This window comes from Agarivorans albus (genome assembly GCF_019670105.1).
GTDB classification, from domain to species: Bacteria; Pseudomonadota; Gammaproteobacteria; order Enterobacterales; family Celerinatantimonadaceae; genus Agarivorans; species Agarivorans albus.
The window spans coordinates 454919-481819 of sequence record NZ_AP023032.1 but is presented as its reverse complement, the minus strand read 5'-3'; the positions used below and the strand labels follow the sequence as shown (position 1 = coordinate 481819).

Below are 26901 nucleotides of genomic sequence, written 5' to 3'. Positions count from 1 at the left end.
AAAAACAACGCCCCTAAATAAAAGGAGTAACAATGCAAGCTATCCAAGCTCAACATCATGGCGACACACTGAGCCTTAACCAAATTGACGACTTACAAGCAAATGCCGAGCAGATCCTCATAAAGGTTGAGGCCGCTGGCGTGAACCCTGTAGATACTTACATCGTTGCTGGTACTAACAATTACACCGCTACGTTTCCCCATACTCCGGGAAAAGACGCCGCAGGTACTATTGTCCAGTTGGGCGCCAAGGTAACAGGCTTCGAGTTAGGGCAACGCGTGTATTGTGCAGGTACCATAAGTGGCGCCAGTGCTGAATTATGTTTAGCTAGCCCACAGCAAGTTCACGCCCTTCCCGATGGCTTAAGCTTTGAACAAGGCGCGTGTTTGGGCACACCTTACGCAACAGCTTGGCGAGCTTTGTTTATTCGCGCCAAGGTTCAAGCAGCTGAAACAGCATTGATTCATGGCGCTAGTGGCGGAGTAGGTTTGGCGGCAATTCAATTAGCCAAAGCGGCAGGGTGCAGAGTATTTGCTACTGCAGGTAGTGATGCAGGTTTAGCCTTATTGAAACAACAAGGTGCAGACGTTGTGGCCAATCACCACCAAACAGAACATTATCAAGCACTACAACAAGCCGGAGCGGTTGATGTCATTTTGGAGATGCTGGCAAATCAAAACCTAGGCGATGACCTCCCCTTGCTTAATAAAGGTGGAAGAGTAGTAATAATAGGTAGTCGCGGCAGCGTAGAAATTAATCCGCGCGATTTAATGGCGCGAGACGCCTGCGTAATGGGTATGGCGCTAGCAAATGCCGATAGCAAACAGCTCACTCAAATACACTCGGCAATATATGCAGGTGCCACAGCCGGTTTTGTACGTCCAGTAATAAGCCAAAGCTTTAAGTTGGCCGACACCACTTTAGCCCATCAAGCAGTTATGCAAGCAGGTGCTACTGGTAACATTGTTATTCAAATTAACCAGTAAGCAATATCAAGTACAAAAAAGCGGCTTAAGCCGCTTTTTTTATTATTCGCTATTTACAAATCTTTAGTGCTCTCTAGGTAACCAAGATCAGAAATAAGTGTGTAAGCACGCGCTTTTTCAGTGAAGCTTTGCTGCGACTCGATAATCTCTTTAGCCAATGGATCACGAGCGGCGTGTTCCGCTAGCAACTCATCATTGGCTTTTTTCAATGCAGTGAGAACTTCTTTAGGAAAGGTGCGCACTTTAATGTCTGGGTATTCTTGCAACATGGTTGCCCAGTTATTGGTGCTCATTGCTGTGGCTTCTACATAAATATCAAAGGCTGTGGCGCGCATTGCCGTTTCTAAAATGGCCTGCAAATCTGCTGGTAGAGATTCAAACTTCTTCTTGTTCACAAGAAACATGTTCTCTGAACCTGGCTCATGCCAACCGGTGTAGTAGTAAGGGGCAATTTTGTGAAAGCCCATACGTAAGTCTAGCGAAGGCCCAACCCACTCTAGGGCGTCAATAGTATTACGCTCAAGCGCGGTATATAACTCAGCTGGCGGAATGTTTACTGGCGTAGCGCCTAGTTTAGCCAGCACTTCACCAGCAAAACCTGGGATACGCATTTTCAGATTTTGTAGATCATCTACACTGTTAATTTCATTGCGAAACCAGCCGCCCATTTGCACCCCAGTATTGCCACCTGGGAAGGTTAGCAAGTTATGCGGCTCATACACCTTTGCCATTAGCTCTTTGCCACCACCATAGCTATACCAAGCGTGTTGCTCCATCGCCGTCATACCAAAAGGCATGGTGGTAAAAAACATGGTGTTAGGCACTTTGCCTTTGTAGTAGTAAGACGCCGAGTGGCCCATGTCATACTGGCCGCTTTTCACAAGATCAAAAATACCCAAAGGCGCTTTGTGCTTGTTGGCAGAATCAACACGAATCACCAGCCGCCCATCCGACATCTGTTCGGCCATTTTGGCAAAGCGTTGCACCCCAGTATCAAGCAACGGGAATTTAGTTGGCCAAGATTCAGCTAGCTTAAGCTTATAAACCTTGCCTTCTGCAATAGCATTAATAGACAAACAGCTCGCCAATAACGCAGTAAAACAGAGCAATCCTTTTCTCATGGTAAATCCTTATGTGTAGGTAGTACTTTAGTGATTATTATTATGTTGTGTCGCTGAAACCTAAAGTCATACTTTAGTTTCATTAACAGAATGATAACAGAGCCTTAGCCTGACTCATACTGCGTTTAAGCCCTAAACCAAGCGCAATAAAAAAGCCTTTCAAATAAGAAAGGCTTTAAAGTGTTGAACCGAATAAACAGCTAGTTTTTAGCCGACACTTGCTTGTACATAAGTGCAGCACACACAGCCCCAATAATAGGAGCTACCCAAAATAACCAAAGTTGCCCCAAGGCAATGCCACCCTCAATTAGCGCAGGGGCGGTGCTTCGTGCTGGGTTAACCGAGGTATTAGTAACCGGAATAGATATCAGATGAATAAGAGTTAAACCCAGGCCAATTGCGATAGGGGCGAACCCCGCTGGTGCGCGTTCATCGGTGGCACCTAAAATAATGAATAGAAACATAAAGGTCATCACTATCTCACATACCAATGCGGCCACTAATGTATAACCACCCGGTGAGTGCATGTCGTAGCCATTGCTGGCCAAACCATGACTTGCTAGGTCGTAATCACCGCTACCACTGGCAATTAAATACAAAATAATCGCCCCCACAAAGCCACCCAGTAACTGGGCACAAATGTAAGGAAACACATCAACTTTAGAAAAACGCCCAGCAACCGTTAAGCCTATGGTAACGGCAGGGTTTAAATGACAACCAGAAATGTGGCCAATGGAGAAGGCCATAGTCAGCACGGTTAAACCAAAGGCTATCGACACACCTACTAAACCAATACCTACTTCTGGAAAGGCTGCGGCTAAAACTGCGCTACCACATCCACCTAATACCAACCAAAACGTGCCGATCCCTTCGGCAATTAATCGATTAAACAACGGCATGTTTGCTCTCCTTTTCAAACATTTAGTGACAAATGCAAGTCATCTTGCTGCAGCCTAACTATAGGCCACAATTAGCATCGTCACTGATTTTTGCTACAGATAAGTGATTTACTTTGTTTTAAAAGCCTAACGCAGTGCTTAAGCAGCTTGTGTAAATAACCTGAAGACTTAGGTTTGTTAGATTTTATATTCGATAAATGCAATGTAATCAGATAATAACTTAGATAAATGGTATGATCGCCGCGTTTTTGTCTGATTAGAGCTTATTGTAGGAGAATTATGTTTAAGCGTTCTTTGTTAGCGGCGAGTCTATTCGCTGTAAGTAGTACCGCAGCCTTGGCGAGTTCAATTAAGTTTGATCTTAATAACGACGTTTTTGAAACAGGTTTTGCAACGCAAATTGCACCTGGTGCAGAGATGTCAGCTAACTACATGTACTCTCGCCCAGAGGGTGATTTAGCAGATTTCGGCATAAAAGCGACTCACCAACAAGACATCCATAAATTTGCCATTGGCGCAAAATTTACCAAGCTGTGGGCTAACCACCGTGAAAACCCACATGCCTTTGCCATTGGTGGCGATTACAGCATTGCCGTTGCCCAAAACCTAAAAATATCGGGCAGCGCCTATTATGCTCCTTCGGTATTAACCAGCAGCGAGCTAAACCGTTACTACGATTTAGACGCTAAGATTGCTTACTCAATCATGCCGCAGGCAGATGTATACCTTGGCTATCGCGCCATTCAATTCCGTTACGCTAACGAACCAGATTTAGATTTTACTAAGGGCCTGTATATTGGTGCAGCCTTTAACTTCTAAACAAGAAAAGCCCTGTTAAACAGGGCTTTTTATTATGGATATATAGTTAAGGGAAGTTTATCTGGGATTACTTAAACGTACGCTGACGTGTTTTTTCAAGACCTTTTAAAATCTTATCTAAGCGATCTGGGTGTACCATAAACTCTTGGAAACCTTTCATACCGGCTTTAGCCATAGCAGGATCAGTATCGCGGTCATAGAACTGCGCCGTTCCAGATGCCGAGCCTAACATCGCCACACCTTTATTTAAGAACTCATTGTCCTCAGCTTTAGCTTTTTTGTTAGGTGGAATTTGTAATAAGGCTTTGTTGATCTTAGTTTGATTCTCAGGACGCGCCATAAACGCTAGGTATTTTCTAGCATCTTCTTTGTTTTTGGCTTTAGCTGGAATATGTAAGGTATCCATCGGTGCATCTTCTGCTACACCTACCGTTGGGTCGATAATTGGGAACTGGAAGAAGCCCATTTTATCTTTCACTTCATCTGGGAAGTTAGGGGTAATGAAGTTACCAATTAAGTACATCGCCGCTTCACCGTTGTATAAGAACGGCTGTGCTTCCTGCCATGAGTATGATGCGTGGTTCTCTAAGAAGTAACCAGGTTCAATCATCTCTTTCCATTTTTCCATGGTTTTCACAACACGAGGATCAGTGTAAGGCACTTTGCCATCCATCAATTCCATGTGGAAATCCAAACCATTTACACGGAGGTTCATGTAATCAAACCAACCGGCGGCAGTCCAAAGGTACTTAGTACCAATAGCGATAGGCGCTACGCCATTCTCTTTAAGAATTTTTGACGCCTCAACTAACTCTTCCCATAGGTAGGGTTCTTCGATGTCATATTTTTCAAAAATGTCTTTACGGTAGTAAATGCCCCATTGGTAATAGGTATAAGGAACACCCCATTGCTTACCATCAATAGTCATCGCAGGCGCAGCTGTTGCAAAATCTGCAGCCATGTCGTTTTGTTGCCAAAGGTCACTCACATCTTCAAACAAGCCCTTATCAACAAAGGCTTTCATACGGTTACCTGCATACCAATGCACAACATCAGGCGGCGAGGTTACTAGCCAGTTACGAATGGTAGTTTTGTAGGCTTCGTGATCGTACAAGTTGTACTTCACTTTAATGTCTGGGTACTCTTTTTCAAATTCAGCAATGATTTCTGCAAATGCGGCTTTAGGTGCAGGGTCAGAAGCGTCAGAGTTAATAATCAGTTCGCCAGCGTTAGCATAGCCACCAATTAAAGTAGCTAGCGCTAAGGCTTGACCACATTGTTTTAGTTTACTCATCATTTACATTCCTTTAGTTTTGTTGTCCTTGAGCAGGATTTATTTACTTCCCTCATTATTGCTTGAGGGTGTGTTTAGCCTTTAGTTGCCCCGAGGGTCAACCCAGCAATAAAATGACGTTGCATGGTAAAAAATAGTATGACCGGAGGTAAGGCCGCTACTACTGCACCAGCTGAGATCAACTGCCATGATGCCAACCACTGACCTTGCAACGCACTGAGACCGGCGGTAACTGGTCGCACTTCATCGCTTTGTACCAGTACTAAGGCCCAGAAAAAATCGTTCCAAATAAAGGTAAATACCAGTACCGCTAACGCTGCTGTAGCCGGTTTTACCAATGGCAATACAATGTGCCAAAAAATCTTAAATTCACTTACACCTTCTACTCGCGCAGACTCAATCAGCTCGGTAGGTAAGCCAACAATAAAGTTACGCATGAACAAGGTACAAAACCCTGTTTGAAAGGCCACATGGAATAAAATAAGCGCCCAGTGAGTATCGTATAAACCAAACTGAATGGTTAAATCACGCACTGGAATCATCAAAATCTGAAACGGCACAAAGTTACCCGCAATAAAGGTGGCAAAGATCCAAATGTTAGCCTTAAAGTTGTATTTAGCTAGGGCAAATCCCGCCATGGTAGACAAGGCTACACAACCGGCTACTGCTGGTAGAGTAATGATTAAGCTATTCATCAGGTACTGGAACATCGGCGTTGAAGTAAATACCTGAGTGTAGTTTTCAATTAACATCCACTCACTTGGCCAGCCCCAGTAATTACCTTGGTTAATATCGTTAAGCGAGCGCACCGAGGTTGCCATTACTGCTAGCAATGGCAGTAGCCACAAAACAATCGAAATGGGCAATGCCACACGGTAGCTAATGTTAGTGAAGGCAGACGCCTTTTCTATAGGACGTGGGTACATTATTTCTCACTCCTTATCATCCGCCACAAGAAGTAAGCGATATAGATATCCATAATTAAAAATAGCACTACAGCCACCGCTGCGCCGTAACCCATGCGATAGTTGAAAATTGATTCTTCATACATCATGTATGCTAATACTGTTGAGCTGCCCCACGGACCACCCGCGGTCATAGTGGCCACTAAGTCGAATGAACGTAGTGCGCCAATCACGGTTACCACAATGGCAATAAACGTTGCTGGCCTTAATTGCGGTAACACGATGTACCACAGCATTTTCCAGCCCTTGGCGTTGTCTAAACGCGCAGCTTCAAGTTGCTCATGATTTAAGTTATTGAGGCCTGTGAGGTACAAAATCATGCAATAAGCGATTTGAGGCCAAAGCCCGGCGGCGATAATGCCGTAAGTCACCAAGTCTTCGTCGGCAAGAATAGAAACCGGATCGCCACCAAAGAAAGTGATCACACTATTCAAAACACCAAAGCTTGGGTCATAGAACCAAGAGAACACCAAACCTACAACAACTTGCGAAATAACAAAGGGGAAAAAGAACAAAGCTTTTACCAGGCGAATTCCGTAAACCTGTTGGTTAAGAAATAGTGCAATAGCTAAGCCCATGGGCGGCGCCAGCATAAACAACACCATCCACATAATGTTGTTGGTTAAGGCTGTCCAAAACTGATCGCTGTCGAACAATTCGATGTAGTTTCCAAACCCAATAAAGGTTTTTTCACCCAGGCCATCCCATTCAAAAAAGCTGAGCCAGATACTTTCTAAAACTGGAAACAACACATAAATGGAAAAAATGATTAATGCCGGACCTAAAAACATCCAAGGTGCGACATCACTAGCGCGTAATCGTTTACCCGCAACCAACTCAGAGGCTGAATTAACAGCATTTTCTGGAGATTTATTTGAAGAACTCGACGCCATTCCATGTTCCTTATTTGCCTGCAGGTATCAAACAATATAGCTATAAATAGCGGTTTACCCTTGATACACATCGCATTTCAGCAATTTTAACCACCCTTACGAGTAGTCAATTAACTATTGTTATAATCAAACTTAGATCAAAAATTGTGACAAGTAAACGTTTTCACAAGGAGAATGTTAAGGTAAAGTAAGATTTATGATCAACATCATACTTGTTCCGTTGCTAAGATTTAAAAGCAACCAAAGATAGGGATAGAAAATGGCAGATATAACACTTACCGGCTTAGTGAAACGCTACGCCAAAATTGAAACGATTCACGGCGTTGACCTAGATATTAAACACGGAGAGTTTGTAGTATTTGTTGGGCCCTCGGGCTGCGGTAAGTCTACCCTACTGCGTATGATTGCTGGTCTAGAAGACATTTCAGGCGGCCAGTTAAGCATTGATAATCAAGTAGTTAACAATGTTGACCCCGCAGAGCGCGGGGTTGCAATGGTATTCCAATCTTATGCCCTTTACCCACACATGACGGTTGCCGAGAACATGGGTTTTGGCATGAAGATGAACGGCGTAGAAAAAGCTGAAATCGATAAGCGGGTGAACATGGCTGCAAAAACTTTGCAGATGGAAAACTTGTTACAAAGAACCCCTAAAGAGCTATCTGGTGGTCAGCGTCAGCGGGTTGCGATAGGACGCGCGATCGTTCGTGATCCTCGTGTTTTCCTCTTTGATGAACCTCTTTCTAACCTAGATGCTGAATTGCGGGTTGAAATGCGTTTACAAATAGCCAAGCTACATAAAGAACTTCAAACCACGATGATTTATGTAACCCACGATCAGGTTGAGGCAATGACTTTAGCCGACAAAATTGTGGTGCTACGGGCCGGTAATATTGAACAAGTAGGCTCGCCACTTGAGCTCTACAACTACCCTGAGAATCTGTTTGTAGCTGGCTTTATTGGCTCACCAAAGATGAACTTTATGCCTTGTAAAGTTCATGCCTTGGAAGGCGACCAAGCTGATATCCAATTGGCAGATGGCCAACACATCACTATTACAGTTCGCGATAACAGCGTAACCGTAGGCGAAGAACTCAAGTTGGGCATACGCCCCGAGCACTTGCGTTTAGATGATACAGGCGCACTAAAACTTGGCTTCAAAAACGAAGTAAGTGAACGCCTAGGTAATGCTACCTACTTATTTGGTCAGCTAGGTGATATTGATGGGATTAAAGTGCACGTAAATGGCGATCACCAAGTTGCTCGCTTTACCGACATTACGCTTAGCTGTGAACTGTCGGATTGTTATTTATTTAACCACTCCGATGAAGCGGTTCGTGTTTACAACAAAACTGTTCAGTAATCTTCTCGACACTACAATAAAGTCCCTATAGAGACAATTATTGCTTACCTTTTCACAAAGGCAAGCAATAATTGCTCAAAACACTTCATATCCAACAATCTTAGCAAGCACTCTCCCTAGGTTTTTCTTTACACTTTATCCATATTAGTTTTCTGGGATAAACACTATGACTTTCACTCTGCGACTAAGCCACAGTCAGCGCATTAACTAGCCAAGCGCTGGCTGCAAACTGGCTTTTCTATTTTTCTTTCCAATATCAAGGATGTCGCAATGTCTCAGTTTAATCACAATAAATACGCTTCATTTAAACCGGTCGCGTTGACCAATCGCCAATGGCCAAACAACAGCATTAATCAAGCTCCACAATGGTGTAGTGTAGATTTACGTGATGGCAACCAAGCCCTAATCGAGCCGATGTCGGTAGAGCAAAAACAGCGTTTGTTTGCCTTGCTAATAAAATTAGGCTTTAAAGAAATAGAAGTGGGCTTTCCAGCCGCCTCTACAACAGACTATGATTTTGTACGCTGGTTAATTGAAACAAATCAAATACCTGATGATGTGTCGATTCAAGTATTAACTCAAGCTCGTCCGGCCTTGATTAGCCGTACTTTTGAAGCCTTGAAGGGAGCAAAAAATGCCATTGTGCATTTGTACAACTCCACCTCAAAAGTGCAGCGCGATAAGGTTTTTAAACTAGACAAAGCTGGCATCATTAATATTGCAGTGCAAGGCGCTAAAGAGCTACAAAAACATGCCGATCAAAATCCACACACTAATTGGCAATTTCAGTACTCCCCCGAGAGTTTTACCGGCACTGAGTTAGACTTTGCCGTGGAGATTTGCAACGCGGTTGTGGCCCAGTGGCGCCCCAAAGCACAGCAGAAAATCATTCTTAATTTGCCCGCTACCGTTGAGATGTCTACTCCCAATGTATATGCCGACCAAATCGAATGGTTTATTCAGCACATTGCCCATCGCGAAGACATTATTATTAGCCAGCATACTCACAACGACAGAGGTTGTGGCATTGCAGCAGCTGAGTTGGGCCAACTAGCCGGAGCCGACCGCGTTGAAGGGACTTTGCTAGGCAACGGCGAGCGCACTGGTAACATGGACATCGTAACCATGGCAATGAACCTTTATAGCCAAGGTATCGATCCTAAACTAGATCTAGCCGACATCGACGAAATAGTACAAGTAGTGAAGTTTTGCACCCAATTGCCGGTTCACCCACGCCACCCTTATGTGGGCGAGCTGGTATTTACTGCCTTCTCGGGCAGCCATCAAGATGCAATTAAGAAATGTTTAGATATTCAACAAGCCGACCAACACTGGGATGTTGCCTACTTACCTATAGACCCGGCTGATTTGGGCCGCGATTACCAGGAAGTGATCCGCATTAATAGTCAATCGGGTAAAGGCGGCATTGCTTACATTTTAGATAAGGATTACGGCATTCAGTTACCTCGTTGGGCCTTAATTGAATTTAGCGCGATAGTGCAAGCCGATGCAGAAAAAAGTGGTGAAGAAATCAGTCCTGAGAAAATTTGGAGATTGTTTAACAATCACTATTTGGAGCAAGCGCAGGGCTACAAGTTAACTAATTATCAGGTTAACTACCAACAACAAGAGCAGATCCAAGTATTGATTGAGCGTAAGCAGCAGCGCTGTGATATTCAAGCCAGTGGTAACGGCGCTTTAGCAGCCTTTGTGAATGGATTAGCCGCCGAGTTTAAGCAACAGATAGAAGTGCTAGACTATAACGAGCATGCCTTGAGTAAAGGCGCTGAAGCAGAAGCAGTATGTTACATAGAAACCAAAATAGCCGGCAAACGCTACCTAGGTGTAGCAATTGATAAAGACATACTAACCGCCAGCCTTAAAGCCCTGTTGTGTGCATTCAATCAGCAACTAATCACTGAGGAACAACGCCAGCCACAACCCGCTTAAACTAACGCTCGCGCAGCATTGCTGCGCGAGTAGACCGTTTAGTGCTGATGACCACCAGCACCATGGGCGTGGCCATGAGAGATCTCTTCTTCACTGGCGGCTCGCACTTCAACTAACTTAATAGCAAAGTCTAAATGTTTGCCTGCATAGGGGTGGTTGGTGTCAATAGTCGCCATAAACTTGCCAACCTTAACTACCGTAACTTGACGTGGCCCTTGCTCTGTTTGCACAACTGCTGGCATACCGGCCTTCCAGTTTTTAGCGCCCTGTAAGTGCTTAACAGAAATTCGCTCCACGGCTTCTTCGTTGCGCACACCGTAGCCATTTTCTGGGGCTAAGCTCAAGGTTACTTCAGCACCGGCTTCTTTACCTTCTAAGCCTTCTTCAATGGCAGGAATCATCGACTTGTGCCCGTGTAAATAAGCTACAGCTTCGCCATTAGTGCTCTCTAATAGAGCACCATCGGTTTCATGTAAGGTATATTCAAAGCGAACCACTGTGTCTTTAGCAACTTTCATAACTATCTCTCAAAATAAACGTTGCCACACTACAACAAAACGCAGCCGCTTTGCCAAGTATTATCAGCAAACGTAGCCGCTACTTAGTTAGCAGACCTAGATCTCAGTCTAAGCACTGAGCAATACAACTCTCGGAGACAGTGGAAAATGCTCTCTTATTAACTTGCTGATTGTCTCTAAGCTTAGTGGAAACGTTTACATCTAGGTCCGATTTAGCCAGAGAATTTCTTCTATTGCGTCGTCTTCTTGTGGGTAATAATGACAACGCCATGTCTTTGGCTTGGTAGTCTTGCATTGTGTGCTCCCTGCAACTGGTGTTTCTAGTTATTTTAGAGATGATAAACAAACAGCCTAGACGAAGTTTATTACATCTACACCTCGACCTTAGTCTTATTTACTTTTTCTTGTAAAAGTTTTCTTGGGTTTAATTAACTTATTCATTTTTTACATACCAGCAATAACCGTGATTTGCTTGATTGAGTTTTTGAAAGCGCTATCATTCACTCAATAACGCTGCAATATTAATCAACAAGGAGGTTGAAACTAGGAGATAGCCGATGAGTATCGACAACGTAGTTCCCTACCCGTCCAACCAAACCCCGTCTAATGCATCGCAAGCATTAATGGAACATTTGTTCTCTCTGCGCAGCTTGCCACAGCAACATCACATTGATGAGTTAGCCGGCATAAGCCTAAGCATTCGCTCACTTGATCAGCTAAACCAACTGGCCGTACTTAGAGAAACAGCCGAGCGCCAGCAGCTTTTTGAGCATTTCGAATCGAGTTCTTGGTTTGTACAAGAGGGAGGTGACTACCTGTATCGTCCAGAGCTACTTAGATCGGCCCCGCTAACCAAAGTAGTGTTGCTGCTAAAAGAAACACTCACTTATCGCAATTGGAATGATTTACTGCGCTTGGCACACCCGCATTATTTATCTCAGTTGCTAGAGCGACTACGCGATTTTTCAGAGTCTAAGCATACGGCTTAAGTAAACCCAACTAGACAGGCCACATAAAGCTTTTGGTATAAAAGCTCGGCTAAGTTGCCACAGCGAACTTGAAGCTGTGGCTTGCTACTTTTAGCAAACTATAAGGCCAAGCCGAGCGAACTCAGCTCAACCAATATCAACTAGAGCGCTTGGCTAATATACTCGGCCAAGCCATCAAAGCCGCCCAAATGTGGCAACAGCTCTATAGTTAGGTCTGGATGCTCGTTGGTGGCTTGTTCGATAATACGTGGCAGGTCATTCACCACATGTGTACCAGCGGCTAAAAAGTGCGGATACAAAGTTATTTGCTTAGCGCCAGCCTGGTAACAACGTTCTATCTGTTGTGGAATCGTAGGCTCAACCAATTCCAAAAAAGCAGCATGTACTTGAGAGTAATGACTTAGCTTTTCAGCCAACTGTTTTGCAAGCTCAACCACTTCTTGATTTGATTGAGGACGGCGGCTTCCGTGTGCCACGACCAATAAGGCTTTCATACAATTCCTAAGAGTTACAAGATTAATTCAATTTAGGCGCTAGCCAATTGAGTAGGTATTGCAGGTATCTTACTGAAAGTGTCTAGAGATGGGAAAGGAGATATCGAAGAAAACCAGCCCTCAGAGTTGAGGGCTGGTTTTAAAGAAACTATTTAACAGCGTCTTTTAATGCTTTACCAGCTACAAAGGCAGGTACATTGGCTGCTGCAATTTGAATCTCAGCGCCAGTCTGAGGATTGCGACCAGTGCGCGCTGCACGATGATTAACTTTGAATGTACCAAAGCCGATTAGCTGAACTTGGTCGCCTTCTTTAAGCGCGTCAGTTACTGCACCTAAAGTTGTTTCTAGTGCTAGTTTAGCTTGAGCTTTAGATAGGTCAGCTTTTTCAGCAATAGCATCAATTAGTTCAGTTTTGTTCATAATGTCTAAATCCTTTATGTTCGTTTTTAAATAATCCAGCTTCACTTTAAGAGAAAAAAAAACGCTGCGCAAAGAGTTTTTCTTCTTTAGAGCCTTGTTTGGCGGGGCTTTAACCAATTTATGCGTAAACAGTCACAAAAACACCGCTTAAAAGAGGATTATTCCTTAAGCATTGTCTTCTAAACAGATCCCTAAATTGCTCACACCTTGGTTAGCAGCCAGCGTTTTCAAGGCTTGCATAGACGCTTTGCCTAGTTCAAGTTGCTCGATTAGGTCAAGTAATTCACTTTGAAAAGCCAACTCTTGTATCACTAAATCTTGCGCCAAGATCTCTTGTTCTGTTTGTTCTCCAAATTGCAGCTCTAACAAGCTTAAAACACTAGCTAATGAGGTTTGACTAGCTTGTTCAGCTTCTTGACCAGTTGGTTCAAGTAAAGCATTAAATAGGCACTCCACCACCACACAACAATCTAAGGCAGGATAAACGCCATACATGTCGTAACTCTGTGGGTCTGGGATTAAGCTATCAAAGCGCTCACGCTGAGCAGAAAAGTTAATTTTGGTTTTAGGATGAAGCGCGCTTTCCCAAAATAGACTGAGTAATTTGTTAAAGTCACTGTCATGTTCCAGCTCTACAGCTTGGCAAAACAATAAGTAATTTGGCGCCATGCGTTGGCATAAAGCTAAACAATAAAGTGATTGTTGCTTACTGCTTAACTGGGCTAAACGGTCGATATCACAAGGGGTAAGCATGGTTTGCTCCGCACTCAATAAAACGATTAAGATAATCAGGGCTAATTTGCTATTCAGCTTAACACCAGCACGCTTGCTTAGCGAAGTTTAGTCTTATTCAACCACAAGGTGCCCTATGCAAATTACCATTGTAACTCCTCAAGCTCAGCGGTATGTCGAGGCTTTAAGCCCGCGTTTCCCTCAATGCCAATGGTTTTACGCAGAACAAGCAAGCTTGTTGAACAAAGCAGCGTTGGCGAGTGAAATCCTATTAGCTACTCCTAGCGAGGCAGCCAACATCATCACCCAAATGCCAAACTTGAAATGGTTGCACTCTAGTTTTGCGGGTGTCGATGCGCTACTAAAAAATCACCTACCTCAACATTACATACTTACCAATAGCCGCGGTGTATTTGGCCCCTTGATGAGCGAATATGTATTTTCTTACCTATTAGCTCACACTCAGCAGCATCAAACTTATCAATATCAACAACAGCAAGCGCTATGGAAAACTCAACCAGGCCTTAGTTTGCAAGGTCTTACATTTTGCAGCGTTGGTAGTGGCAACATTAGCCAACACTTGGCAACCACCGCTAATCATTTTGGCATGCGCACGGTTGCTCTAAGCCACAGCGGCGCAGCCAAAGCACCGTTTACCCAAGTAGCCAGCTTTGAACAACATAAACAAATATGTGCCACCGCTAAAGTAGTGGTTGCGGTGTTGCCTAATACTCCGCAAACCCTTGGTGTATTAAACGAGAAGTTTTTTGCTAGCTTGGCCGATGAGGTGGTGTTTTTTAATGTCGGTCGCGGAGACACAGTAGACCAAGCGGCATTGCTCGCCTTTTTAAAAGCCAAGCCCAAAGCTACCGCTATTTTGGATGTAACTAGCCCAGAACCGTTGCCTAAAAACCACCCTTTATGGTCGCAATGTAACTGTATTATTACGCCCCATATCGCAGCACCCAGCCGAGTGAGCGATATCATTGAGCTATTTGCTAGCAAGTTGGAGAACTATTTAGCAGGGGAAGAATTAACCGATAGAGTAGATTTTTCGAAGGGCTATTAGCCAGAAACGGCAGGCAGCGAAGGCTCGCTGCCTTTAGCTGTGTTTACGAGTCACCTTCAAAAGCAATTTGCTTTTCTAAGTCAAAAGCCGCAAACGCGCGATCTCCCAGAGAGTTAAGCACCTTCACCTCTCCATCAAGAATAGCGATAATAATTTTACCCACTTTATCGTCATTAGGAATAATCACCCGGCCTTTACTGCTTTGGTTTAGCCCCGACAATACCTGCTGTTGCAACAACAACGGGTTATCCTCATCGTAATAAAGCATGGTTACTTTCATAGTAGGTCCCTAAGGCTTAGCCATTTACGTAACAATAGCAACAAATAAACCAACAAATAGCAACTTTAGCCTAGCTAAAGCACTTCTACCTATGTACTCAGTTCCGGACGCTGCCTAACAACCCCTTTAAAAACATATTGTTCAAAACAACATCCGTTAATTAACATTAGCATAGCTTTTGTTTAGTGGTTAATGATGGTTTTGCTTTTAAGCATAGCTTATAGTCGACGCTAAAGTTAAATGAAGAGAGAAATCATGGCGTTTAAAGAATACAAAGTTTTAGCAATTACCGAAGGCGCTCTTGGCACCCTGTTTTTAGGCGCATCGGGCATGCCCTTGCAAAAAGTAGAAGCTACCTTAAATAAAGAAGCCGCTGATGGCTGGCAGTTGGTGTTTCAGGTAATCGAAAATCGCCGTTTCTGGCTTTTTTGGAGCCGCGAAACGGTAATTGTCACTTTAGGTCGTTAAAGGTGTTGAATCGCGAGCAAGTCGAACAGCGGCAAGAGCAATTGCGGGAGCAAATTGCTCTGTTGCCTCAAGAGCAACGCAAGCATTTTTATCAGCTCTGGCAAAAACAAGTGAAAGATCCCGACAGCTACGCAGTGCTTAACTACCTGTTATTGGCTGGCTTGCATCATTTTTATTTGGGGAAATGGCTACGTGGTGCGGTTAATTTAGTAATATCCATAATTGCAATACTACTGGTAGCCTTAGGTGCTGGGCTGCTTGGTTTAGGCTTATTGGTGGCAATTACAATAGTAGAACTGCCTGCTCTATTTCGCTCCGAATTAGTGGTGTTAGATTATAACAACCAACAAATGCAGCAATTATTAGAGCAGGTTAAATCGGCTTAATCTTTTGGCCCTTTAACTAACCACAGTAAAAAGCCAGCCAATGGCAGCAAGCAAATCAAAAATACCCACAAATACTTACGCCCTACTTCAGCGCTACTTTTTATGATTTTTACGATGGCAAATACATCACACACCAAAATGGTGATAGCTAACAGTAACGACATGCATACTCCTTGTTGAAATCGGGCTTATTCTAAATCAATTTGACGGCGTAAGTTGAAAAGAATTTGTTGGCGCGCTTTAGCTGCTTCATCGTCTGGCTGTAGGCTTATTTTTTGGGTCACCATTTGCAACTCAAAGTACAACCAACTTCTCACAAAAACGCTATAACGCGTGTCTAAACCAAAAGCGACTAAACGCGCATAATCTTGCTCGGGAGGATCTTGATAAAGGCCTTCTCGAGACTCCACCAGCACTTCGCCCAAATACTCTTGAGATACCTCATCGTTTGCATAAGCGCCATAAATACTACTCAAGGAAAACAATATGCCCAACATCAACTGCTTCATATATAAAACCTTATTCTGTGAGTAACTTAATTGCCATTATTAGCAACAATAGTGCAAAGGCTTGTTTCAAGCGTCGCGCTGGCAAGCGATACGCCAAACGACTGCCCAAACGAGCAAAAATAGAACTGGTTAATACTATGCCACACCATGCCGGCAAATAAACATAACCCAAACTCCAGCTAGGTAGTTCGGCAACATGCCAACCGTTGTAGATATAAGATATCGTGCCTACCAGCGCAATGGGTAAGCCACATACCGCAGAAATTGCCACGGCTTTGGGAGCTGGCACACCAAACCAGCTAAGGCTAGGAAAGGTTATGGTACCGCCACCAATGCCAAACATTGCTGAAATGCTTCCTACCAGTGTGCCTAACAGTCCTGTACCAAGCGGCCCAGGTAAACTTTTTTGTGCCTTAGGAGTGCGACCAAACGCCATGTAAGCAGCCATAAACAGCAAAAAGCCAGCAAAATAAGTACTTAAGTGATCGGCGTGTAATTGCGTGGCAAGCCAAGCGCCAAACATTGAGCCAACAATTAGTCCAATGCCTAAACGATTCACTACTTGCCAGTCAATCGAGCCTCGGCAGTAATGGGCATAGCTGGCACTACTTGCGGTAACAATAATCGACGCTAAAGAGGTACCAATAGCGAGGTGAATGGCTGAATCACTGGCAAAGCCCATTGCGCCAAAGCTACCAATTAACACCGGCACAATAACTAGACCGCCGCCAATACCAAACAGTCCCGACATTAAGCCAGCAATGGCACCAATAAGCAGAAAGCTTAAAAACATCACAACAATTACAGCGCTATTTGTTTAGTTAATGCGCTCAGTCTGCGTTAAGCGTAAAGGTTGCGCAAGATTTTCTGGTTCGCTTTTAGAAAAATGCGAAGAAATATAAGGATGTAGATTCGATTCACCAACACTTTTTAGTTTGTAGGTGACAACAACGATCAGCACTAATACAACAACAATGCTTATTTGTAGTGGGGATTTCATAACATCAAGCTCTCTGTTACGGGTATAAACGAACTTCATCCGTAAAGAGTTCTAAGATGCTCACTATAGCAAATTAACTTGCAATAGCGAGCGATTTTCAGTGTAACAACTAAGCATACAGCTTATATGTGTTATTTAACTTTGTAATATGTGGACAGGGCCACACAAAAATCTACTTGTGGTATTTAGCACTAAACTCATGCACAGCATCAATAAACGCCCCAGCATGCTCAGGGTTTACGTCTGGGTGAATACCGTGACCTAAGTTAAATACATGGCCACTCCCCTCACCAAAGCCTGCCAGAATAGTTTGTACTTCTTCACGAATCCGTTCTACTGGCGCATACAACATTGATGGGTCCATATTACCTTGCAGGGCAACCTTGTCGCCTACGCGCTTTTTAGCGTCTTCGATATTTATAGTCCAATCTAGGCCTACCGCATCACAACCAGTAGCAGCAATTTGCTCTAACCACTGACCGCCATTTTTAGTAAACAAAGTCACCGGCACAGCTTGGCCGTTTACATTGCGGGTTAAACCACTCACGATTTTGTGCATGTATTGCAAAGAGAACTCGTTGTAATCACGTGGCGACAACACCCCGCCCCATGTATCAAATACCATCACCGATTGTGCACCAGCAGCGATTTGGGCGTTCAGATAAAGAATTACTGAGTCAGCTAATTTATCTAACAACATATGCAGGGTCTTTGGCTCACTAAAGGCCATTTTCTTAATACCTGCAAAAGATTTGGTTGTACCGCCCTCAACCATGTAAGTTGCCAAAGTCCAGGGACTACCAGAGAAGCCAATCAAAGGCACTTCACCTTTTAGCTCACGTTTAATGGTGCGAACTGCATTCATTACGTAACCCAGCTCTTGCTCAGGATCTGGCACACCTAAGGCCTCTACCTGCGCTTTGCTAGTGACAGGGCGTTCAAACTTAGGGCCTTCTCCTGTTGAGAAGTACAAACCTAAGCCCATAGCATCGGGAATGGTAAGTATGTCTGAAAATAAAATGGCGGCATCTAGATCAAAACGACGTAAAGGCTGCAAGGTCACTTCACAGGCCAAATCGGCATCACGGCATACCGACATAAAATCACCGGCGCCAGCGCGAACCTCGCGATACTCTGGCAAATAACGCCCAGCTTGACGCATCATCCAAACTGGTGTCACATCAACTGGCTGCTTTAACAGTGCACGCAAATAGCGATCGTTTTTGAGTTCCGACATACCTTTCCCAATTATCTAAAATTTTAGCTAGAGCATTGTAACTAGCTGCCTTAACAACTCAAGCCTTTAGCACTAGCAATGGGTAATTCTGCACCGGATTATCACTAATTGTGGGTAACTTGCTCACTCCAATGGTCAATCATTTCGCGAGCAATGGTGCCGGGTGGTGGCAAATGTGGCAGTTGGCTTACATCAAACCACTGTGCGTCGGCTAATTCTCGACGGTCTATCTGTATTTCGCCCTCATCGTATTCAGCAAAATAAGCGGCCATTAAAGAATGCGGGAATGCCCAAGGTTGGCTTTTCCAATAGCGCAGATTTTTTATCCGTAAGCCTGTTTCTTCGCGTACCTCGCGGTGAACAGTATGCTCAAGGGTTTCGCCCGCTTCCACAAAGCCAGCAATGGCTGTGTAAATCGGTTGTTCTTGTTTTTGATGACGCCGATGATTTGCCAACAGCACTTTATTACCGCGGCTAATTAATACAATAATGCTCGGAGAAATACGTGGGTAAGCGCGAAAGCCACACTGTTGGCATTGCATTGCCAGTTCCCAGTCCACTCGCTCTAAAGCCTCTCCACAACTCCCACAAAAACGATGCGTTTTAAGAAATAAAGCAAATTGTTGGGCTTTTCCCACTAAGTCAAACAGCTGGCTATTTAGTAACGCCATGCTAGCACGCAGCTCTATCCACTCCCCCATGCCTAAATCAATAGGCTCGGCAAGTTCAAGCCGTAAACATGCTTCCCCCTGATAATGGGAAAAACGTTCAACTTTGGAAAAATCCAAGTCAGGCAATGGTAAATCGTCAACATCGCCATAGGGGATCCGCTCCCCTTGAGGAATAACTAATATTTGGTTACCACAGGTGAAAAACCACCAGCCAAATTGCTTATTCACGGTTGGTCCTTTTTATCGCGCGCTTGCTCAATTAGCGAATAATGACCAAGCTTACACTACATAACAAGCTTTTCCCGACTGACAAATGTTTAGCCAAGCCGCACTTAAACTAAATATCGGTTGACGAAAGCCGCGATTTTATTTAGTTATAGTTACATAAATTAGGGAACTAGGAGCAAGGGCGATGCTAAGCAAACTAGAACAAGCTCAAGCCAAATGGGGAGGCGCCAGTCAAGTTATTGATGCTTGGCTAGATGCCAGAAAACAATTACTCATCGCTTATTGTGAATTAGCAGGGCTGCCACCTTACGACAGTGACGAGCGCTCTTTACCTGCACTGCCTCAAATTACCCAGTTTTGCCAACAGTTAGTTGACTACGCCTCCACTGGGCATTTTGAAATCTACGAGCAAATCGTTAGTGAATGTGCCAACGATGGCGATACTCTTCCAGGAGAAAAGCTGCTCCCTCAAATCACCGAAACAACCGACACTGCCCTAGCCTTTAATGATAAGTACGCTGAGGTTAACGAAGATTTAGAACTTGGTAGTTTTGATAAAGATTTATCACTACTGGGTCAAGAGATGGAAGTTCGCTTTGCTATCGAAGATGAGCTACTGGATCATCTTTACCAACATAGCCAGCAAAGCGCAGCCGCAGAATAATTTTAAGTAAAGGCCTATGACGGTCTTTTTTATTTTTGCTTAGCCATAAAAAAACGCAGCACCTAGTGCTGCGTTTTTTGTTTAGCTTAACGCTTAATTAGCTAGCTGGCGTTTCTTCAGCTGGAGCATCAGCTTTCTCGATGTCAATTAGCTCAACTTCGAATACCAAGATAGAGTTTGGTGGAATGCTACCAGCACCGTTTTCACCGTAACCTAACTCAGAAGGGATGAAGAATTTGTACTTCGCACCTTTAGACATTAGCTGAACGCCTTCTGTCCAACCAGGAATTACACGGTTAAGTGGGAATGTTGCTGGCTCGCCGCGATCGTAAGAACTATCAAAAGTAGAACCGTCAGTTAGGGTACCTTTGTAGTGAACAGTTACAGTATCTGCAGCGCTTGGCTTATCGCCTTCTGCATCAGTTAGCACTTCAAATTGAAGACCTGAATCAGTAACCGTTACGCCTTCACGCGCTGCATTATCAGCTAGGTACTTATCGCTTTCTGCTTTAGCAGCTGCTGCATCTTCAGCAGCTTTTGCTTCAACTAAACCTGCTAGCTTTTCGTCTAGTGCTTTAAGAGAAGCTTGAATATCTTCTTCAGACATAGCAACTTCGCCGCTAAGTCCATCTTGCATACCTTTAAGAACCAATGCGTTGTCTAATTCAAGACCAAGCTCTTTTTGCTGTTCTAGAGTTGTCGCAATGTAGCGAGAAACAGACGCACCGATCGCGTATGCTTGCTGCTGGTCTACATTTTCTAAGGCAACTTGCGCTGCCGCTGGAGCTTCAGCTTTTTCTTCCTGACAGCCAGTTACGGCAAAAATCGAGGCGGCTAAAACCGACACGGCAAAATACTTTTTCATTCATTTATCTCCAATAGAGTCGCATTAAATCTGTGGCATTGCGTGCAAGATCATTATGAATAATTAAACACTTAGCCGACAAAGCCCTTATACTAACCCTATTAGTCAACACAACCTAGTGACAGTTCCGTAAAAAAACGTAAAAAAATGACATTTATTAAGTTGTTTGTGATTTATGGCATCGCTTTGCTACTCAGCAGTTGTAGTGACGATGCTCCCCCGCTAAGTAGCTGGCAACAAGCTACCGACGGTGCTTATGCTGCCGATTTTTCGAGTGATGGTAGCTTGAGTTTGGTTTCTTCTATTCATCATGGTTTAAGCCTTTGGGATGTAAAGCAACAACGTCAGCTGTTTCAATGGGATCATCAAAACCAGCAAAATAACCAAGTATTTTTAGTTAAAATTGCCGAAGGCCAACAGTTTGCTATTAGCGCCAGTCGTGATGATTTTGTGGTGTGGGACATAAATAGCGGACAAGCGCTAGGCTATTGGAAGCTTAGTGAATCAAGCATCCGTGATATCGCGTTATCGAGTAATGGTCAGCAGGTACTTATTGGCCTAGGCGATGGCAAAGTTATTCACCTTAACTTGGTATCTGGCCGCCGCTTAGAGTTTTTAGGCCACAGCGAAAAAATCAACGCTGTTGCGCTGTCGGCCAACGGGCGCTATGCGCTCACCGGCGGCAACGACTACCAAGCTTTATTTTGGGATACCCAAACCGCGCAAGTTATTTTGCGTTTCCCTCATCAAGGACGCGTTTCCTCGGTGGCTTTAGAATCTGACGGAAAGTATGCCTTTACTTCTGACAACGGCAAACTTGCGCGAGTATGGGCCTTACCTAGCGGCGAGCAAGTGAGTAAGCTCAAGCTCACTGCCAGACAAAACATATTCTCTTACGTTAGCTTTACTAATAATGGTGAATGGCTAATCACCGGTTCAGCTGCCAGAAAGCTTAGCCTTTGGCATGTTGCCAGTGGCCAAGCCTTACAAGATTGGTTGGTCACCCCTACCAAGAAAACCCGCCCCAAAAGCGCTGTTGTGTATAGTGCAGCGATGCTTGATAATGGCCAACTAGCGAGCGCAAGCTCCAGTGGGTTAGTCGAAATTTGGCAGGTTAAAAAGTAGTATGAATCAGCAAGAATTAGAAAGTGTTATTGAACGCTTAGAAACAAAACTGGCCTTTCAAGAGGACACTATCGAGCAACTAAACCTTGCATTGCAAAGCCAACAAAGCCAATTAGAGACCTTAGAGCACCAGTTTAAATTGATTCGCGCCAAACTGTTTGAAGGTGATGGCAGCGCAGCAGTTGCTCCGCAAGAACAAGAAACGCCTCCTCCTCACTATTAAGCGCGGCCATGTCTCATTCATTTCGTTTAGCCCAGCAGGCCGATCTGCCCAGCATCGTTGAGATCTATAACTCAACGATAGCCTCACGCAAAGTAACGGCAGACACAGAGCCACAAACGGTGACCTCTCGCCAAGCTTGGTTTGAGCAGCACCAAAATCCTAAGCGCCCCTTATATGTGCTAGAACAAAAAGGAGAGGTGATTGCTTGGTTAAGTTTTAGTGATTTTTATGGTCGGCCAGCCTACCAACATAGTGCTGAGATAAGTTTATATCTAGCAGAAAGCCAACGTGGTAAAGGTTTAGGCGGTAAGTTGTTAATTGAGGCCGAAAGCTTAGCCCAAGAGCTAGGAATAGAAATCCTACTTGCCTTCATATTTAGTCACAATACCCCTAGCCTAGCCCTATTCGAAAAGCTTGAATATCAACGTTGGGGTCAACTGCCTAATGTAGCCCGAATGGATCAGCAAGACTTCAGCTTAACAATACTGGGGAAATCTCTCACTTAAAGTCAGATGAGCTAACTGGACTAAAATAAGCATTATGATCATGGCTTACCGAAATCAACGGGTATGCTATGCCTTAATAGAGCCGCAAATTGCTTAAGTCGATAAGGCTAAAACCTCATTAAGGCTTAAACAAACCTATGATATCTTGCTCTGCTTTTTCTGCAGCTTGCTTGGGACGCTCGGCGCGGTAATCACAGCTTACGCACTCAATATGCTCGCGCTCTTCACCGTCGATTTGCTCAACGATTAAACGAATAGAATCTTGTTCACTACATTCTGGGCATACTGCGCCAGCAATAAAACGATGTCTTGCCATAGTTAACTCTAGTTTGCACTACCATGTTGCTATGCGGCATTCACCGCATCGGTTATCATAGCGGCATTATTGCATACTTTTAGCAGCACATAGCAACAACCATGATCGTAGCCAACAACATAAGCCTGCAGCGCGGCAGCAAATTTCTATTAGCAGAAAGCAACCTCACTATTCACGCTGGTCAAAAAGTGGGTTTAGTCGGTCAAAATGGCTGCGGTAAGTCTTCGTTATTCGCCTTGCTTAAAAATCAGCTGCAAGTTGATGAAGGCGACCTAAAAGTACCGAGCAAGTGGGAAATTTCCAGCGTAGCCCAAGAAACACCAGAGCTACAACGCAGTGCTATTGATTACGTGCTTGACGGCGACCAAGAGTTTCGCCAATTGGAACAAGATATCGCCGCCGCTGAAGAATCAGGCGAAGGCGAGCTTATAGCCACCTTGCACACCCAAATGGATACCATTGGCGGCTACCAGATAAAAACCAAAGCTGCCGAACTACTGGCTGGTTTGGGTTTTAGCGAAGCCGGCCAACAACAAAGTGTGAGTGATTTTTCTGGTGGTTGGCGAATGCGCCTAAACTTAGCCCAAGCGTTGCTGGTTCGCTCCGATTTATTGTTACTGGATGAGCCAACCAACCACTTAGACTTAGACACTGTTGTATGGCTAGAGCAATGGCTAAAGCGCTATCCCGGAACCTTAATCCTTATTTCGCACGATCGTGATTTTCTCGATAACATCGTTAATCGCATCGTGCATATTGAGCATCAGAAGCTCAACGAATATACCGGTGGTTACTCCGACTTTGAGCAAATGCGTGCTACTCAGCTTGCTCAACAACAAGCCATGTATGAGAAACAACAACGCGAGCGCGCCCACATGCAAAGCTTTGTGGATCGTTTCCGTTACAAAGCCAGCAAAGCTAAGCAAGCGCAAAGCCGCTTAAAAGCGCTAGAGAAAATGGAAGTGATAAGCCAAGCACATGTCGACTCGCAGTTTAGCTTTCATTTTAGAGAGCCCGACAACTTGCCGCTGCCCTTGCTCACTATGGAAAAGGTGAGTGCCGGTTATGAAGACAAAACCATTTTAGAACAGGTTAAATTTAACTTAGTTCCCGGCAGCCGAATTGGCTTGTTGGGGCGTAATGGCGCTGGTAAATCAACCTTTATTAAGCTGTTATCAGGCGAACTTAAAGCACTTGCTGGCAATGTTGAAATAAACAAAATGGCAAAAGTGGGTTATTTTGCTCAGCACCAGCTTGAAACACTGCGCCCCGACGATACCCCCATGCAGCATTTGCAACGCTTAGCACCAAATTCCACCGAGGCTGAACTACGCAAGTATTTGGGCAGCTTTGGTTTTCAGGGAGATAAAGCGCTCGAGCAAGTTGCACCCTTTAGCGGTGGCGAGAAGGCCCGCTTAGTATTGGCCTTGGTAGTTTGGCAAAAACCTAACTTGCTATTGCTGGATGAGCCAACCAACCACCTTGATTTAGAAATGCGACACGCGCTAACACTGGCTCTGCAAGAGTTTACCGGAGCAATGATTATTGTTTCGCACGACCGAGCCCTACTACGTGCGACCACCGATGAGTTTTACTTGGTAGATAGCCAACAGGTCTCTCCATTTAACGGCGACTTGGATGATTATCAGCAGTGGCTTACCCAAGCCAATAGATTAGAGAACAGCAGTGCTAGTGCTGCAAATAGCGCTAACCCGGTAAGCCAACGCAAAGAACAAAAGCGTCGCGAAGCCGAGTTTCGTCAGCAAACTAAAGGCATTCGTAAAGAATTAGAAAGTTTAGAAAAGCGCAGCGCTAAAGCCCAAAAAACGCTTGATGACATCGAGCAAAAAATGGCTGAACCAGAGCTGTACGAAGCCGATAACAAAAATCAGCTACAAAAATTGTTAAAACAACAAGCAGAACTTAAGAGCGAACTCGAAGAAACTGAGCTAAGCTGGTTTGACCTGCAAGAACAGCTAGAAGAGCAACAACAGGCTTTTGGCATCGAGCAGGCTAATTAAGCCACTTGACCAATTTTGTTAGTACAGTAAGGTAACTAACAATAAAACTATTAGTAAAAATTCAAGGATGTATATGAACACGGCGTTAGACCGCTCACGATTGATTATTGCCATTGTGCTTATTGTGGTGGGTATTGCAGTAATAGCCTATGTATTACCTCAAACCATCAGTTTAGTATCACTGCCTCATGATGCCCCATTTATGCAAGGCTTCTTTGAATGGCTAATGGCAGATACCGACGCGATTAACGAGCAAGTAAGCGAAGAATTTTTCGAGATATTTCAAACCTTTATTAAGGTTATTGTATTAGTTGTATTCCTTTGGGTTTGTGTGAAGCTAGTCAGCGTAGGCCTAATGATTATTCGCGAAGGTGTTGGCTTAATAAAACCAGCTAATAGCAGCGAAAAGAAAGCTAAATAGCCCTTATAAAGGCAACAAAAAAGCGAGTGTTAGTACTCGCTTTTTTGTTTCTTCGCTATGGCAGCTTTATAAACCTAGCACCATGCTGGCCAGCCCAAAATACACCAATACCCCAGATACATCAGCAATGGTTGCCACTAAAGGCCCCGATGCTGTGGCAGGGTCCATCTTCATCTTATTGAGCAAGAACGGAAGACTCAAACCGACTAGTGAGCCTACTAGTACAATAATAATCATCGACATTGAAACGATCATGGCGACATCTGGTCCACCACGAAATACACCAACACTATAAACTGCCGCTGCCATGGTTAAGCCTAAGGCCAAACCAACCAGTAGCTCTCGCGCAAATAATTTGGACCAATCATTTTTGTCTACTTCACCGGTTGCTAATGCACGTACCATAAGCGCAGCCGCCTGCGAGCCTGCGTTACCGCCACTGCCAATAAGCAAAGGTAAAAAGAACACTAAGGCAACATGGCTGGCAATGGTATCTTCAAAGTGAGCAATGCCAGCACCCGAGAACATTGCGCCAAACACCAGTAATACCAGCCACATTACCCGCTTTCGATACAGCTCCCAAATGCTCACGCGATCGACGGTTTCATCTAACTTGCCTACCGAGGCACTTTTTTGCGCATCTTCGGTGGCTTCTTCAACGGCTGCATCCATCGCGTCATCGTAAGTCACGATGCCCACTAACTTTTGCACCTCATCAACCACCGGTAAAGCCAGTAAGTCGTAATGACGAATTTGCTTAGCGGCCTGCTCTTGGCTCTCTTCAACGGTTACCGATACCACTTCGGTACGCATTAACTCACGTACTTGAGTATCTGGAGAGGCCAAGATCAACTCACGCAAAGACACAGTACCGCGCAAACGGCGCTGGCCATCAATCACGTAGGTTTGATAAATGGTTTCTTTATCTGGCGCTTCTAAGCGCAACTGCTTAAGCGCACGGCTAACTAACCAATGCTCTTTTAAGGTGGCGTAGTCAGAGGTCATTATCGCCCCTGCTGTACCTTCTGCATAACTTGACAGCTTACGTAAATCTTCACGTTCGGCTTGCGCTAAACCCGGTAGCACCATAGCGCGCTGCTCTTCGTCTAAGTCATTATATAAATCAGCCCGCTCATCGGCGTCCATACGCGAAAACAAGGCAGCCAATTTATGGCGCTTCATTAAACCGGCAACATCGGCTTGCAGGTAGGGCGGCAAATAAGAAAAAACCTTGGCGCGATCACCCAAGGAGAACATAGAGATTAGCGGCAACGCTTCTTTAGGTTCGAACTCAGCTAAAGCTTGGCCAATATCTGCAAAGTGATACTCATCAAGGGTAGAACGAAGAGTTGGTTTATCGAGATTAACTAGGGCTAGCTCTAGTTTTTGTTGAAGTTGTGCCATGTACTGCTCCAGCTATCGCATAGAGCCAGACATCAACGAGACGGACTACACGAAGGAAATTTTT

General features: G+C 44.4%; 33 protein-coding genes. 14 read left to right on the top strand and 19 right to left on the bottom strand.

Features of this window, described 5'->3' with window-relative positions:
- Positions 1–32: 32 nt before the first annotated feature.
- Positions 33–986, top strand: a complete 954-nt coding sequence (locus tag K5620_RS02330; RefSeq protein WP_016402092.1) for an NADPH:quinone reductase — start codon at positions 33–35, stop codon at positions 984–986.
- A 53-nt stretch (positions 987–1039) separates the two neighbouring features.
- On the opposite strand, the gene dctP is transcribed toward K5620_RS02330, so the two are convergent.
- Together dctP and aqpZ are read right to left on the bottom strand one after the other, a co-directional pair.
- Positions 1040–2107: a TRAP transporter substrate-binding protein DctP gene (dctP, locus tag K5620_RS02325; RefSeq protein WP_016402093.1), complete on the bottom strand. Its 1068-nt coding sequence runs from the start codon at positions 2105–2107 to the stop codon at positions 1040–1042.
- A gap of 200 nt (positions 2108–2307) precedes the next feature.
- Positions 2308–3006 (bottom strand): aquaporin Z, encoded by a 699-nt coding sequence (gene aqpZ / locus K5620_RS02320; protein WP_016402094.1) that lies wholly within the window; start codon positions 3004–3006, stop codon positions 2308–2310.
- 279 nt (positions 3007–3285) lie between these two features.
- On the opposite strand from aqpZ, the gene K5620_RS02315 reads away from it, so the two are divergent.
- Entirely contained in the window at positions 3286–3825 is a 540-nt protein-coding gene (locus K5620_RS02315) for a YfaZ family outer membrane protein (RefSeq protein ID WP_016402095.1), read from the top strand.
- A gap of 67 nt (positions 3826–3892) precedes the next feature.
- Here the strand turns inward: K5620_RS02315 and K5620_RS02310 are convergent, their stop codons facing one another.
- The 3 genes from K5620_RS02310 to K5620_RS02300 all read right to left on the bottom strand — a co-directional run bounded on the left by K5620_RS02310 (position 3893) and on the right by K5620_RS02300 (position 6977).
- Complete coding sequence (locus K5620_RS02310; RefSeq protein ID WP_016402096.1) at positions 3893–5122, bottom strand: ABC transporter substrate-binding protein; 1230 nt, start codon at positions 5120–5122, stop codon at positions 3893–3895.
- Positions 5123–5193: 71 nt separating this feature from the next.
- Positions 5194–6045, bottom strand: a complete 852-nt coding sequence (locus tag K5620_RS02305; protein ID WP_016402097.1) for a carbohydrate ABC transporter permease — start codon at positions 6043–6045, stop codon at positions 5194–5196.
- A complete protein-coding gene (locus tag K5620_RS02300) occupies positions 6045–6977 on the bottom strand; it encodes a carbohydrate ABC transporter permease (protein WP_016402098.1) in 933 nt (310 codons plus the stop codon). The genes K5620_RS02305 and K5620_RS02300 overlap by 1 nt, the downstream gene beginning before the upstream one ends.
- A gap of 259 nt (positions 6978–7236) precedes the next feature.
- On the opposite strand from K5620_RS02300, the gene K5620_RS02295 reads away from it, so the two are divergent.
- Positions 7237–8340 (top strand): ABC transporter ATP-binding protein, encoded by a 1104-nt coding sequence (locus K5620_RS02295; RefSeq protein WP_016402099.1) that lies wholly within the window; start codon positions 7237–7239, stop codon positions 8338–8340.
- A 270-nt stretch (positions 8341–8610) separates the two neighbouring features.
- Positions 8611–10290, top strand: a complete 1680-nt coding sequence (leuA, locus tag K5620_RS02290; RefSeq protein WP_016402100.1) for a 2-isopropylmalate synthase — start codon at positions 8611–8613, stop codon at positions 10288–10290.
- A gap of 38 nt (positions 10291–10328) precedes the next feature.
- Here the strand turns inward: leuA and K5620_RS02285 are convergent, their stop codons facing one another.
- Positions 10329–10808 carry an FKBP-type peptidyl-prolyl cis-trans isomerase gene (locus K5620_RS02285; RefSeq protein WP_016402101.1) on the bottom strand — a complete coding sequence of 160 codons (480 nt, stop codon included), beginning with the start codon at positions 10806–10808 and terminating at the stop codon, positions 10329–10331.
- Between the two features lie 557 nt (positions 10809–11365).
- Here K5620_RS02285 and K5620_RS02280 point away from each other — a divergent pair.
- On the top strand, positions 11366–11797 hold the full coding sequence (locus K5620_RS02280) for a hypothetical protein (protein ID WP_016402102.1): 432 nt from the start codon (positions 11366–11368) through the stop codon (positions 11795–11797).
- Positions 11798–11937: 140 nt separating this feature from the next.
- Here the strand turns inward: K5620_RS02280 and K5620_RS02275 are convergent, their stop codons facing one another.
- The 3 genes from K5620_RS02275 to K5620_RS02265 form a co-directional block, all read right to left on the bottom strand.
- Positions 11938–12291, bottom strand: coding sequence for a sirohydrochlorin chelatase (locus K5620_RS02275; protein WP_016402103.1), 354 nt, complete (start codon positions 12289–12291; stop codon positions 11938–11940).
- A gap of 148 nt (positions 12292–12439) precedes the next feature.
- Complete coding sequence (hupA, locus tag K5620_RS02270; protein ID WP_016402104.1) at positions 12440–12712, bottom strand: nucleoid-associated protein HU-alpha; 273 nt, start codon at positions 12710–12712, stop codon at positions 12440–12442.
- Between the two features lie 165 nt (positions 12713–12877).
- Positions 12878–13465 carry a YjaG family protein gene (locus K5620_RS02265; protein WP_016402105.1) on the bottom strand — a complete coding sequence of 196 codons (588 nt, stop codon included), beginning with the start codon at positions 13463–13465 and terminating at the stop codon, positions 12878–12880.
- Positions 13466–13580: 115 nt separating this feature from the next.
- Here K5620_RS02265 and K5620_RS02260 point away from each other — a divergent pair, with 115 nt between their 5' ends.
- Positions 13581–14513, top strand: coding sequence for a D-2-hydroxyacid dehydrogenase (locus tag K5620_RS02260; RefSeq protein WP_016402106.1), 933 nt, complete (start codon positions 13581–13583; stop codon positions 14511–14513).
- 43 nt (positions 14514–14556) lie between these two features.
- Here K5620_RS02260 and K5620_RS02255 read toward each other — a convergent pair whose 3' ends face one another.
- Positions 14557–14793 (bottom strand): TIGR02922 family protein, encoded by a 237-nt coding sequence (locus K5620_RS02255; protein WP_016402107.1) that lies wholly within the window; start codon positions 14791–14793, stop codon positions 14557–14559.
- Between the two features lie 255 nt (positions 14794–15048).
- Between K5620_RS02255 and K5620_RS02250 the strand changes: the two genes are divergently transcribed.
- Together K5620_RS02250 and K5620_RS02245 are read left to right on the top strand one after the other, a co-directional pair.
- Entirely contained in the window at positions 15049–15261 is a 213-nt protein-coding gene (locus K5620_RS02250; protein WP_016402108.1) for a DUF4177 domain-containing protein, read from the top strand.
- Positions 15262–15263: 2 nt separating this feature from the next.
- A complete protein-coding gene (locus K5620_RS02245) occupies positions 15264–15647 on the top strand; it encodes a TM2 domain-containing protein (protein ID WP_016402109.1) in 384 nt (127 codons plus the stop codon).
- Here K5620_RS02245 and K5620_RS02240 read toward each other — a convergent pair.
- From K5620_RS02240 to nudC, 6 genes are all read right to left on the bottom strand, one after another.
- The gene (locus K5620_RS02240) at positions 15644–15811 is read right to left on the bottom strand and encodes a PLDc N-terminal domain-containing protein (protein ID WP_016402110.1); all 168 of its coding nucleotides are present in this window, start codon (positions 15809–15811) and stop codon (positions 15644–15646) included. The two genes, K5620_RS02245 and K5620_RS02240, sit on opposite strands and share 4 nt — an antisense overlap.
- Positions 15812–15835: 24 nt before the next feature.
- Positions 15836–16156, bottom strand: a complete 321-nt coding sequence (locus K5620_RS02235) for a hypothetical protein (protein ID WP_016402111.1) — start codon at positions 16154–16156, stop codon at positions 15836–15838.
- 10 nt (positions 16157–16166) lie between these two features.
- Positions 16167–16949: a sulfite exporter TauE/SafE family protein gene (locus K5620_RS02230; RefSeq protein WP_016402112.1), complete on the bottom strand. Its 783-nt coding sequence runs from the start codon at positions 16947–16949 to the stop codon at positions 16167–16169.
- Positions 16950–16973: 24 nt separating this feature from the next.
- Entirely contained in the window at positions 16974–17156 is a 183-nt protein-coding gene (locus tag K5620_RS02225; RefSeq protein ID WP_016402113.1) for a hypothetical protein, read from the bottom strand.
- A 172-nt stretch (positions 17157–17328) separates the two neighbouring features.
- Complete coding sequence (gene hemE / locus K5620_RS02220) at positions 17329–18393, bottom strand: uroporphyrinogen decarboxylase (RefSeq protein WP_016402114.1); 1065 nt, start codon at positions 18391–18393, stop codon at positions 17329–17331.
- 104 nt (positions 18394–18497) lie between these two features.
- Complete coding sequence (gene nudC / locus K5620_RS02215; protein WP_016402115.1) at positions 18498–19292, bottom strand: NAD(+) diphosphatase; 795 nt, start codon at positions 19290–19292, stop codon at positions 18498–18500.
- Positions 19293–19476: 184 nt separating this feature from the next.
- Here nudC and K5620_RS02210 point away from each other — a divergent pair, with 184 nt between their 5' ends.
- Positions 19477–19956: an Rsd/AlgQ family anti-sigma factor gene (locus K5620_RS02210; RefSeq protein ID WP_016402116.1), complete on the top strand. Its 480-nt coding sequence runs from the start codon at positions 19477–19479 to the stop codon at positions 19954–19956.
- 97 nt (positions 19957–20053) lie between these two features.
- On the opposite strand, the gene fkpA is transcribed toward K5620_RS02210, so the two are convergent.
- Positions 20054–20821 carry an FKBP-type peptidyl-prolyl cis-trans isomerase gene (gene fkpA / locus K5620_RS02205; protein ID WP_016402117.1) on the bottom strand — a complete coding sequence of 256 codons (768 nt, stop codon included), beginning with the start codon at positions 20819–20821 and terminating at the stop codon, positions 20054–20056.
- A gap of 147 nt (positions 20822–20968) precedes the next feature.
- Here fkpA and K5620_RS02200 point away from each other — a divergent pair, with 147 nt between their 5' ends.
- From K5620_RS02200 to K5620_RS02190, 3 genes are read left to right on the top strand one after another with little or no spacing between them, the layout of a single operon-like run.
- Positions 20969–21946: a WD40 repeat domain-containing protein gene (locus tag K5620_RS02200; protein WP_016402118.1), complete on the top strand. Its 978-nt coding sequence runs from the start codon at positions 20969–20971 to the stop codon at positions 21944–21946.
- 1 nt (position 21947) lies between these two features.
- Complete coding sequence (locus K5620_RS02195) at positions 21948–22169, top strand: SlyX family protein (RefSeq protein WP_016402119.1); 222 nt, start codon at positions 21948–21950, stop codon at positions 22167–22169.
- Between the two features lie 8 nt (positions 22170–22177).
- Positions 22178–22675, top strand: coding sequence for a GNAT family N-acetyltransferase (locus tag K5620_RS02190; RefSeq protein ID WP_016402120.1), 498 nt, complete (start codon positions 22178–22180; stop codon positions 22673–22675).
- A 118-nt stretch (positions 22676–22793) separates the two neighbouring features.
- On the opposite strand, the gene K5620_RS02185 is transcribed toward K5620_RS02190, so the two are convergent.
- Entirely contained in the window at positions 22794–22991 is a 198-nt protein-coding gene (locus K5620_RS02185) for a YheV family putative zinc ribbon protein (protein WP_016402121.1), read from the bottom strand.
- 101 nt (positions 22992–23092) lie between these two features.
- Between K5620_RS02185 and K5620_RS02180 the strand changes: the two genes are divergently transcribed.
- Together K5620_RS02180 and K5620_RS02175 are read left to right on the top strand one after the other, a co-directional pair.
- Positions 23093–25012 (top strand): ABC transporter ATP-binding protein, encoded by a 1920-nt coding sequence (locus K5620_RS02180; protein ID WP_016402122.1) that lies wholly within the window; start codon positions 23093–23095, stop codon positions 25010–25012.
- Between the two features lie 73 nt (positions 25013–25085).
- A complete protein-coding gene (locus K5620_RS02175; RefSeq protein ID WP_016402123.1) occupies positions 25086–25433 on the top strand; it encodes a hypothetical protein in 348 nt (115 codons plus the stop codon).
- Positions 25434–25499: 66 nt separating this feature from the next.
- On the opposite strand, the gene mgtE is transcribed toward K5620_RS02175, so the two are convergent.
- The gene (gene mgtE / locus K5620_RS02170; RefSeq protein WP_016402124.1) at positions 25500–26837 is read right to left on the bottom strand and encodes a magnesium transporter; all 1338 of its coding nucleotides are present in this window, start codon (positions 26835–26837) and stop codon (positions 25500–25502) included.
- Between the last annotated feature and the right edge of the window lie 64 nt (positions 26838–26901).

Coding starts and splice junctions, on each gene's coding strand:
- K5620_RS02310 (WP_016402096.1), bottom strand. CDS start 5,122: ATGATGAGTAAACTAAAACAATGTGGTCAAGCCTTAGCGCTAGCTACT.
- fkpA (WP_016402117.1), bottom strand. CDS start 20,821: ATGAAAAAGTATTTTGCCGTGTCGGTTTTAGCCGCCTCGATTTTTGCC.
- K5620_RS02295 (WP_016402099.1), top strand. CDS start 7,237: ATGGCAGATATAACACTTACCGGCTTAGTGAAACGCTACGCCAAAATT.
- K5620_RS02235 (WP_016402111.1), bottom strand. CDS start 16,156: ATGAAGCAGTTGATGTTGGGCATATTGTTTTCCTTGAGTAGTATTTAT.
- mgtE (WP_016402124.1), bottom strand. CDS start 26,837: ATGGCACAACTTCAACAAAAACTAGAGCTAGCCCTAGTTAATCTCGAT.
- aqpZ (WP_016402094.1), bottom strand. CDS start 3,006: ATGCCGTTGTTTAATCGATTAATTGCCGAAGGGATCGGCACGTTTTGG.
- K5620_RS02200 (WP_016402118.1), top strand. CDS start 20,969: ATGACATTTATTAAGTTGTTTGTGATTTATGGCATCGCTTTGCTACTC.
- K5620_RS02265 (WP_016402105.1), bottom strand. CDS start 13,465: ATGCTTACCCCTTGTGATATCGACCGTTTAGCCCAGTTAAGCAGTAAG.
- K5620_RS02225 (WP_016402113.1), bottom strand. CDS start 17,156: ATGAAATCCCCACTACAAATAAGCATTGTTGTTGTATTAGTGCTGATC.
- K5620_RS02185 (WP_016402121.1), bottom strand. CDS start 22,991: ATGGCAAGACATCGTTTTATTGCTGGCGCAGTATGCCCAGAATGTAGT.
- K5620_RS02260 (WP_016402106.1), top strand. CDS start 13,581: ATGCAAATTACCATTGTAACTCCTCAAGCTCAGCGGTATGTCGAGGCT.
- K5620_RS02250 (WP_016402108.1), top strand. CDS start 15,049: ATGGCGTTTAAAGAATACAAAGTTTTAGCAATTACCGAAGGCGCTCTT.
- K5620_RS02300 (WP_016402098.1), bottom strand. CDS start 6,977: ATGGCGTCGAGTTCTTCAAATAAATCTCCAGAAAATGCTGTTAATTCA.
- dctP (WP_016402093.1), bottom strand. CDS start 2,107: ATGAGAAAAGGATTGCTCTGTTTTACTGCGTTATTGGCGAGCTGTTTG.
- K5620_RS02210 (WP_016402116.1), top strand. CDS start 19,477: ATGCTAAGCAAACTAGAACAAGCTCAAGCCAAATGGGGAGGCGCCAGT.
- K5620_RS02330 (WP_016402092.1), top strand. CDS start 33: ATGCAAGCTATCCAAGCTCAACATCATGGCGACACACTGAGCCTTAAC.
- K5620_RS02315 (WP_016402095.1), top strand. CDS start 3,286: ATGTTTAAGCGTTCTTTGTTAGCGGCGAGTCTATTCGCTGTAAGTAGT.
- K5620_RS02195 (WP_016402119.1), top strand. CDS start 21,948: ATGAATCAGCAAGAATTAGAAAGTGTTATTGAACGCTTAGAAACAAAA.
- leuA (WP_016402100.1), top strand. CDS start 8,611: ATGTCTCAGTTTAATCACAATAAATACGCTTCATTTAAACCGGTCGCG.
- K5620_RS02175 (WP_016402123.1), top strand. CDS start 25,086: ATGAACACGGCGTTAGACCGCTCACGATTGATTATTGCCATTGTGCTT.
- K5620_RS02255 (WP_016402107.1), bottom strand. CDS start 14,793: ATGAAAGTAACCATGCTTTATTACGATGAGGATAACCCGTTGTTGTTG.
- K5620_RS02275 (WP_016402103.1), bottom strand. CDS start 12,291: ATGAAAGCCTTATTGGTCGTGGCACACGGAAGCCGCCGTCCTCAATCA.
- K5620_RS02180 (WP_016402122.1), top strand. CDS start 23,093: ATGATCGTAGCCAACAACATAAGCCTGCAGCGCGGCAGCAAATTTCTA.
- hemE (WP_016402114.1), bottom strand. CDS start 18,393: ATGTCGGAACTCAAAAACGATCGCTATTTGCGTGCACTGTTAAAGCAG.
- hupA (WP_016402104.1), bottom strand. CDS start 12,712: ATGAACAAAACTGAACTAATTGATGCTATTGCTGAAAAAGCTGACCTA.
- K5620_RS02285 (WP_016402101.1), bottom strand. CDS start 10,808: ATGAAAGTTGCTAAAGACACAGTGGTTCGCTTTGAATATACCTTACAT.
- K5620_RS02305 (WP_016402097.1), bottom strand. CDS start 6,045: ATGTACCCACGTCCTATAGAAAAGGCGTCTGCCTTCACTAACATTAGC.
- K5620_RS02240 (WP_016402110.1), bottom strand. CDS start 15,811: ATGTCGTTACTGTTAGCTATCACCATTTTGGTGTGTGATGTATTTGCC.
- K5620_RS02190 (WP_016402120.1), top strand. CDS start 22,178: ATGTCTCATTCATTTCGTTTAGCCCAGCAGGCCGATCTGCCCAGCATC.
- K5620_RS02230 (WP_016402112.1), bottom strand. CDS start 16,949: ATGTTTTTAAGCTTTCTGCTTATTGGTGCCATTGCTGGCTTAATGTCG.
- K5620_RS02280 (WP_016402102.1), top strand. CDS start 11,366: ATGAGTATCGACAACGTAGTTCCCTACCCGTCCAACCAAACCCCGTCT.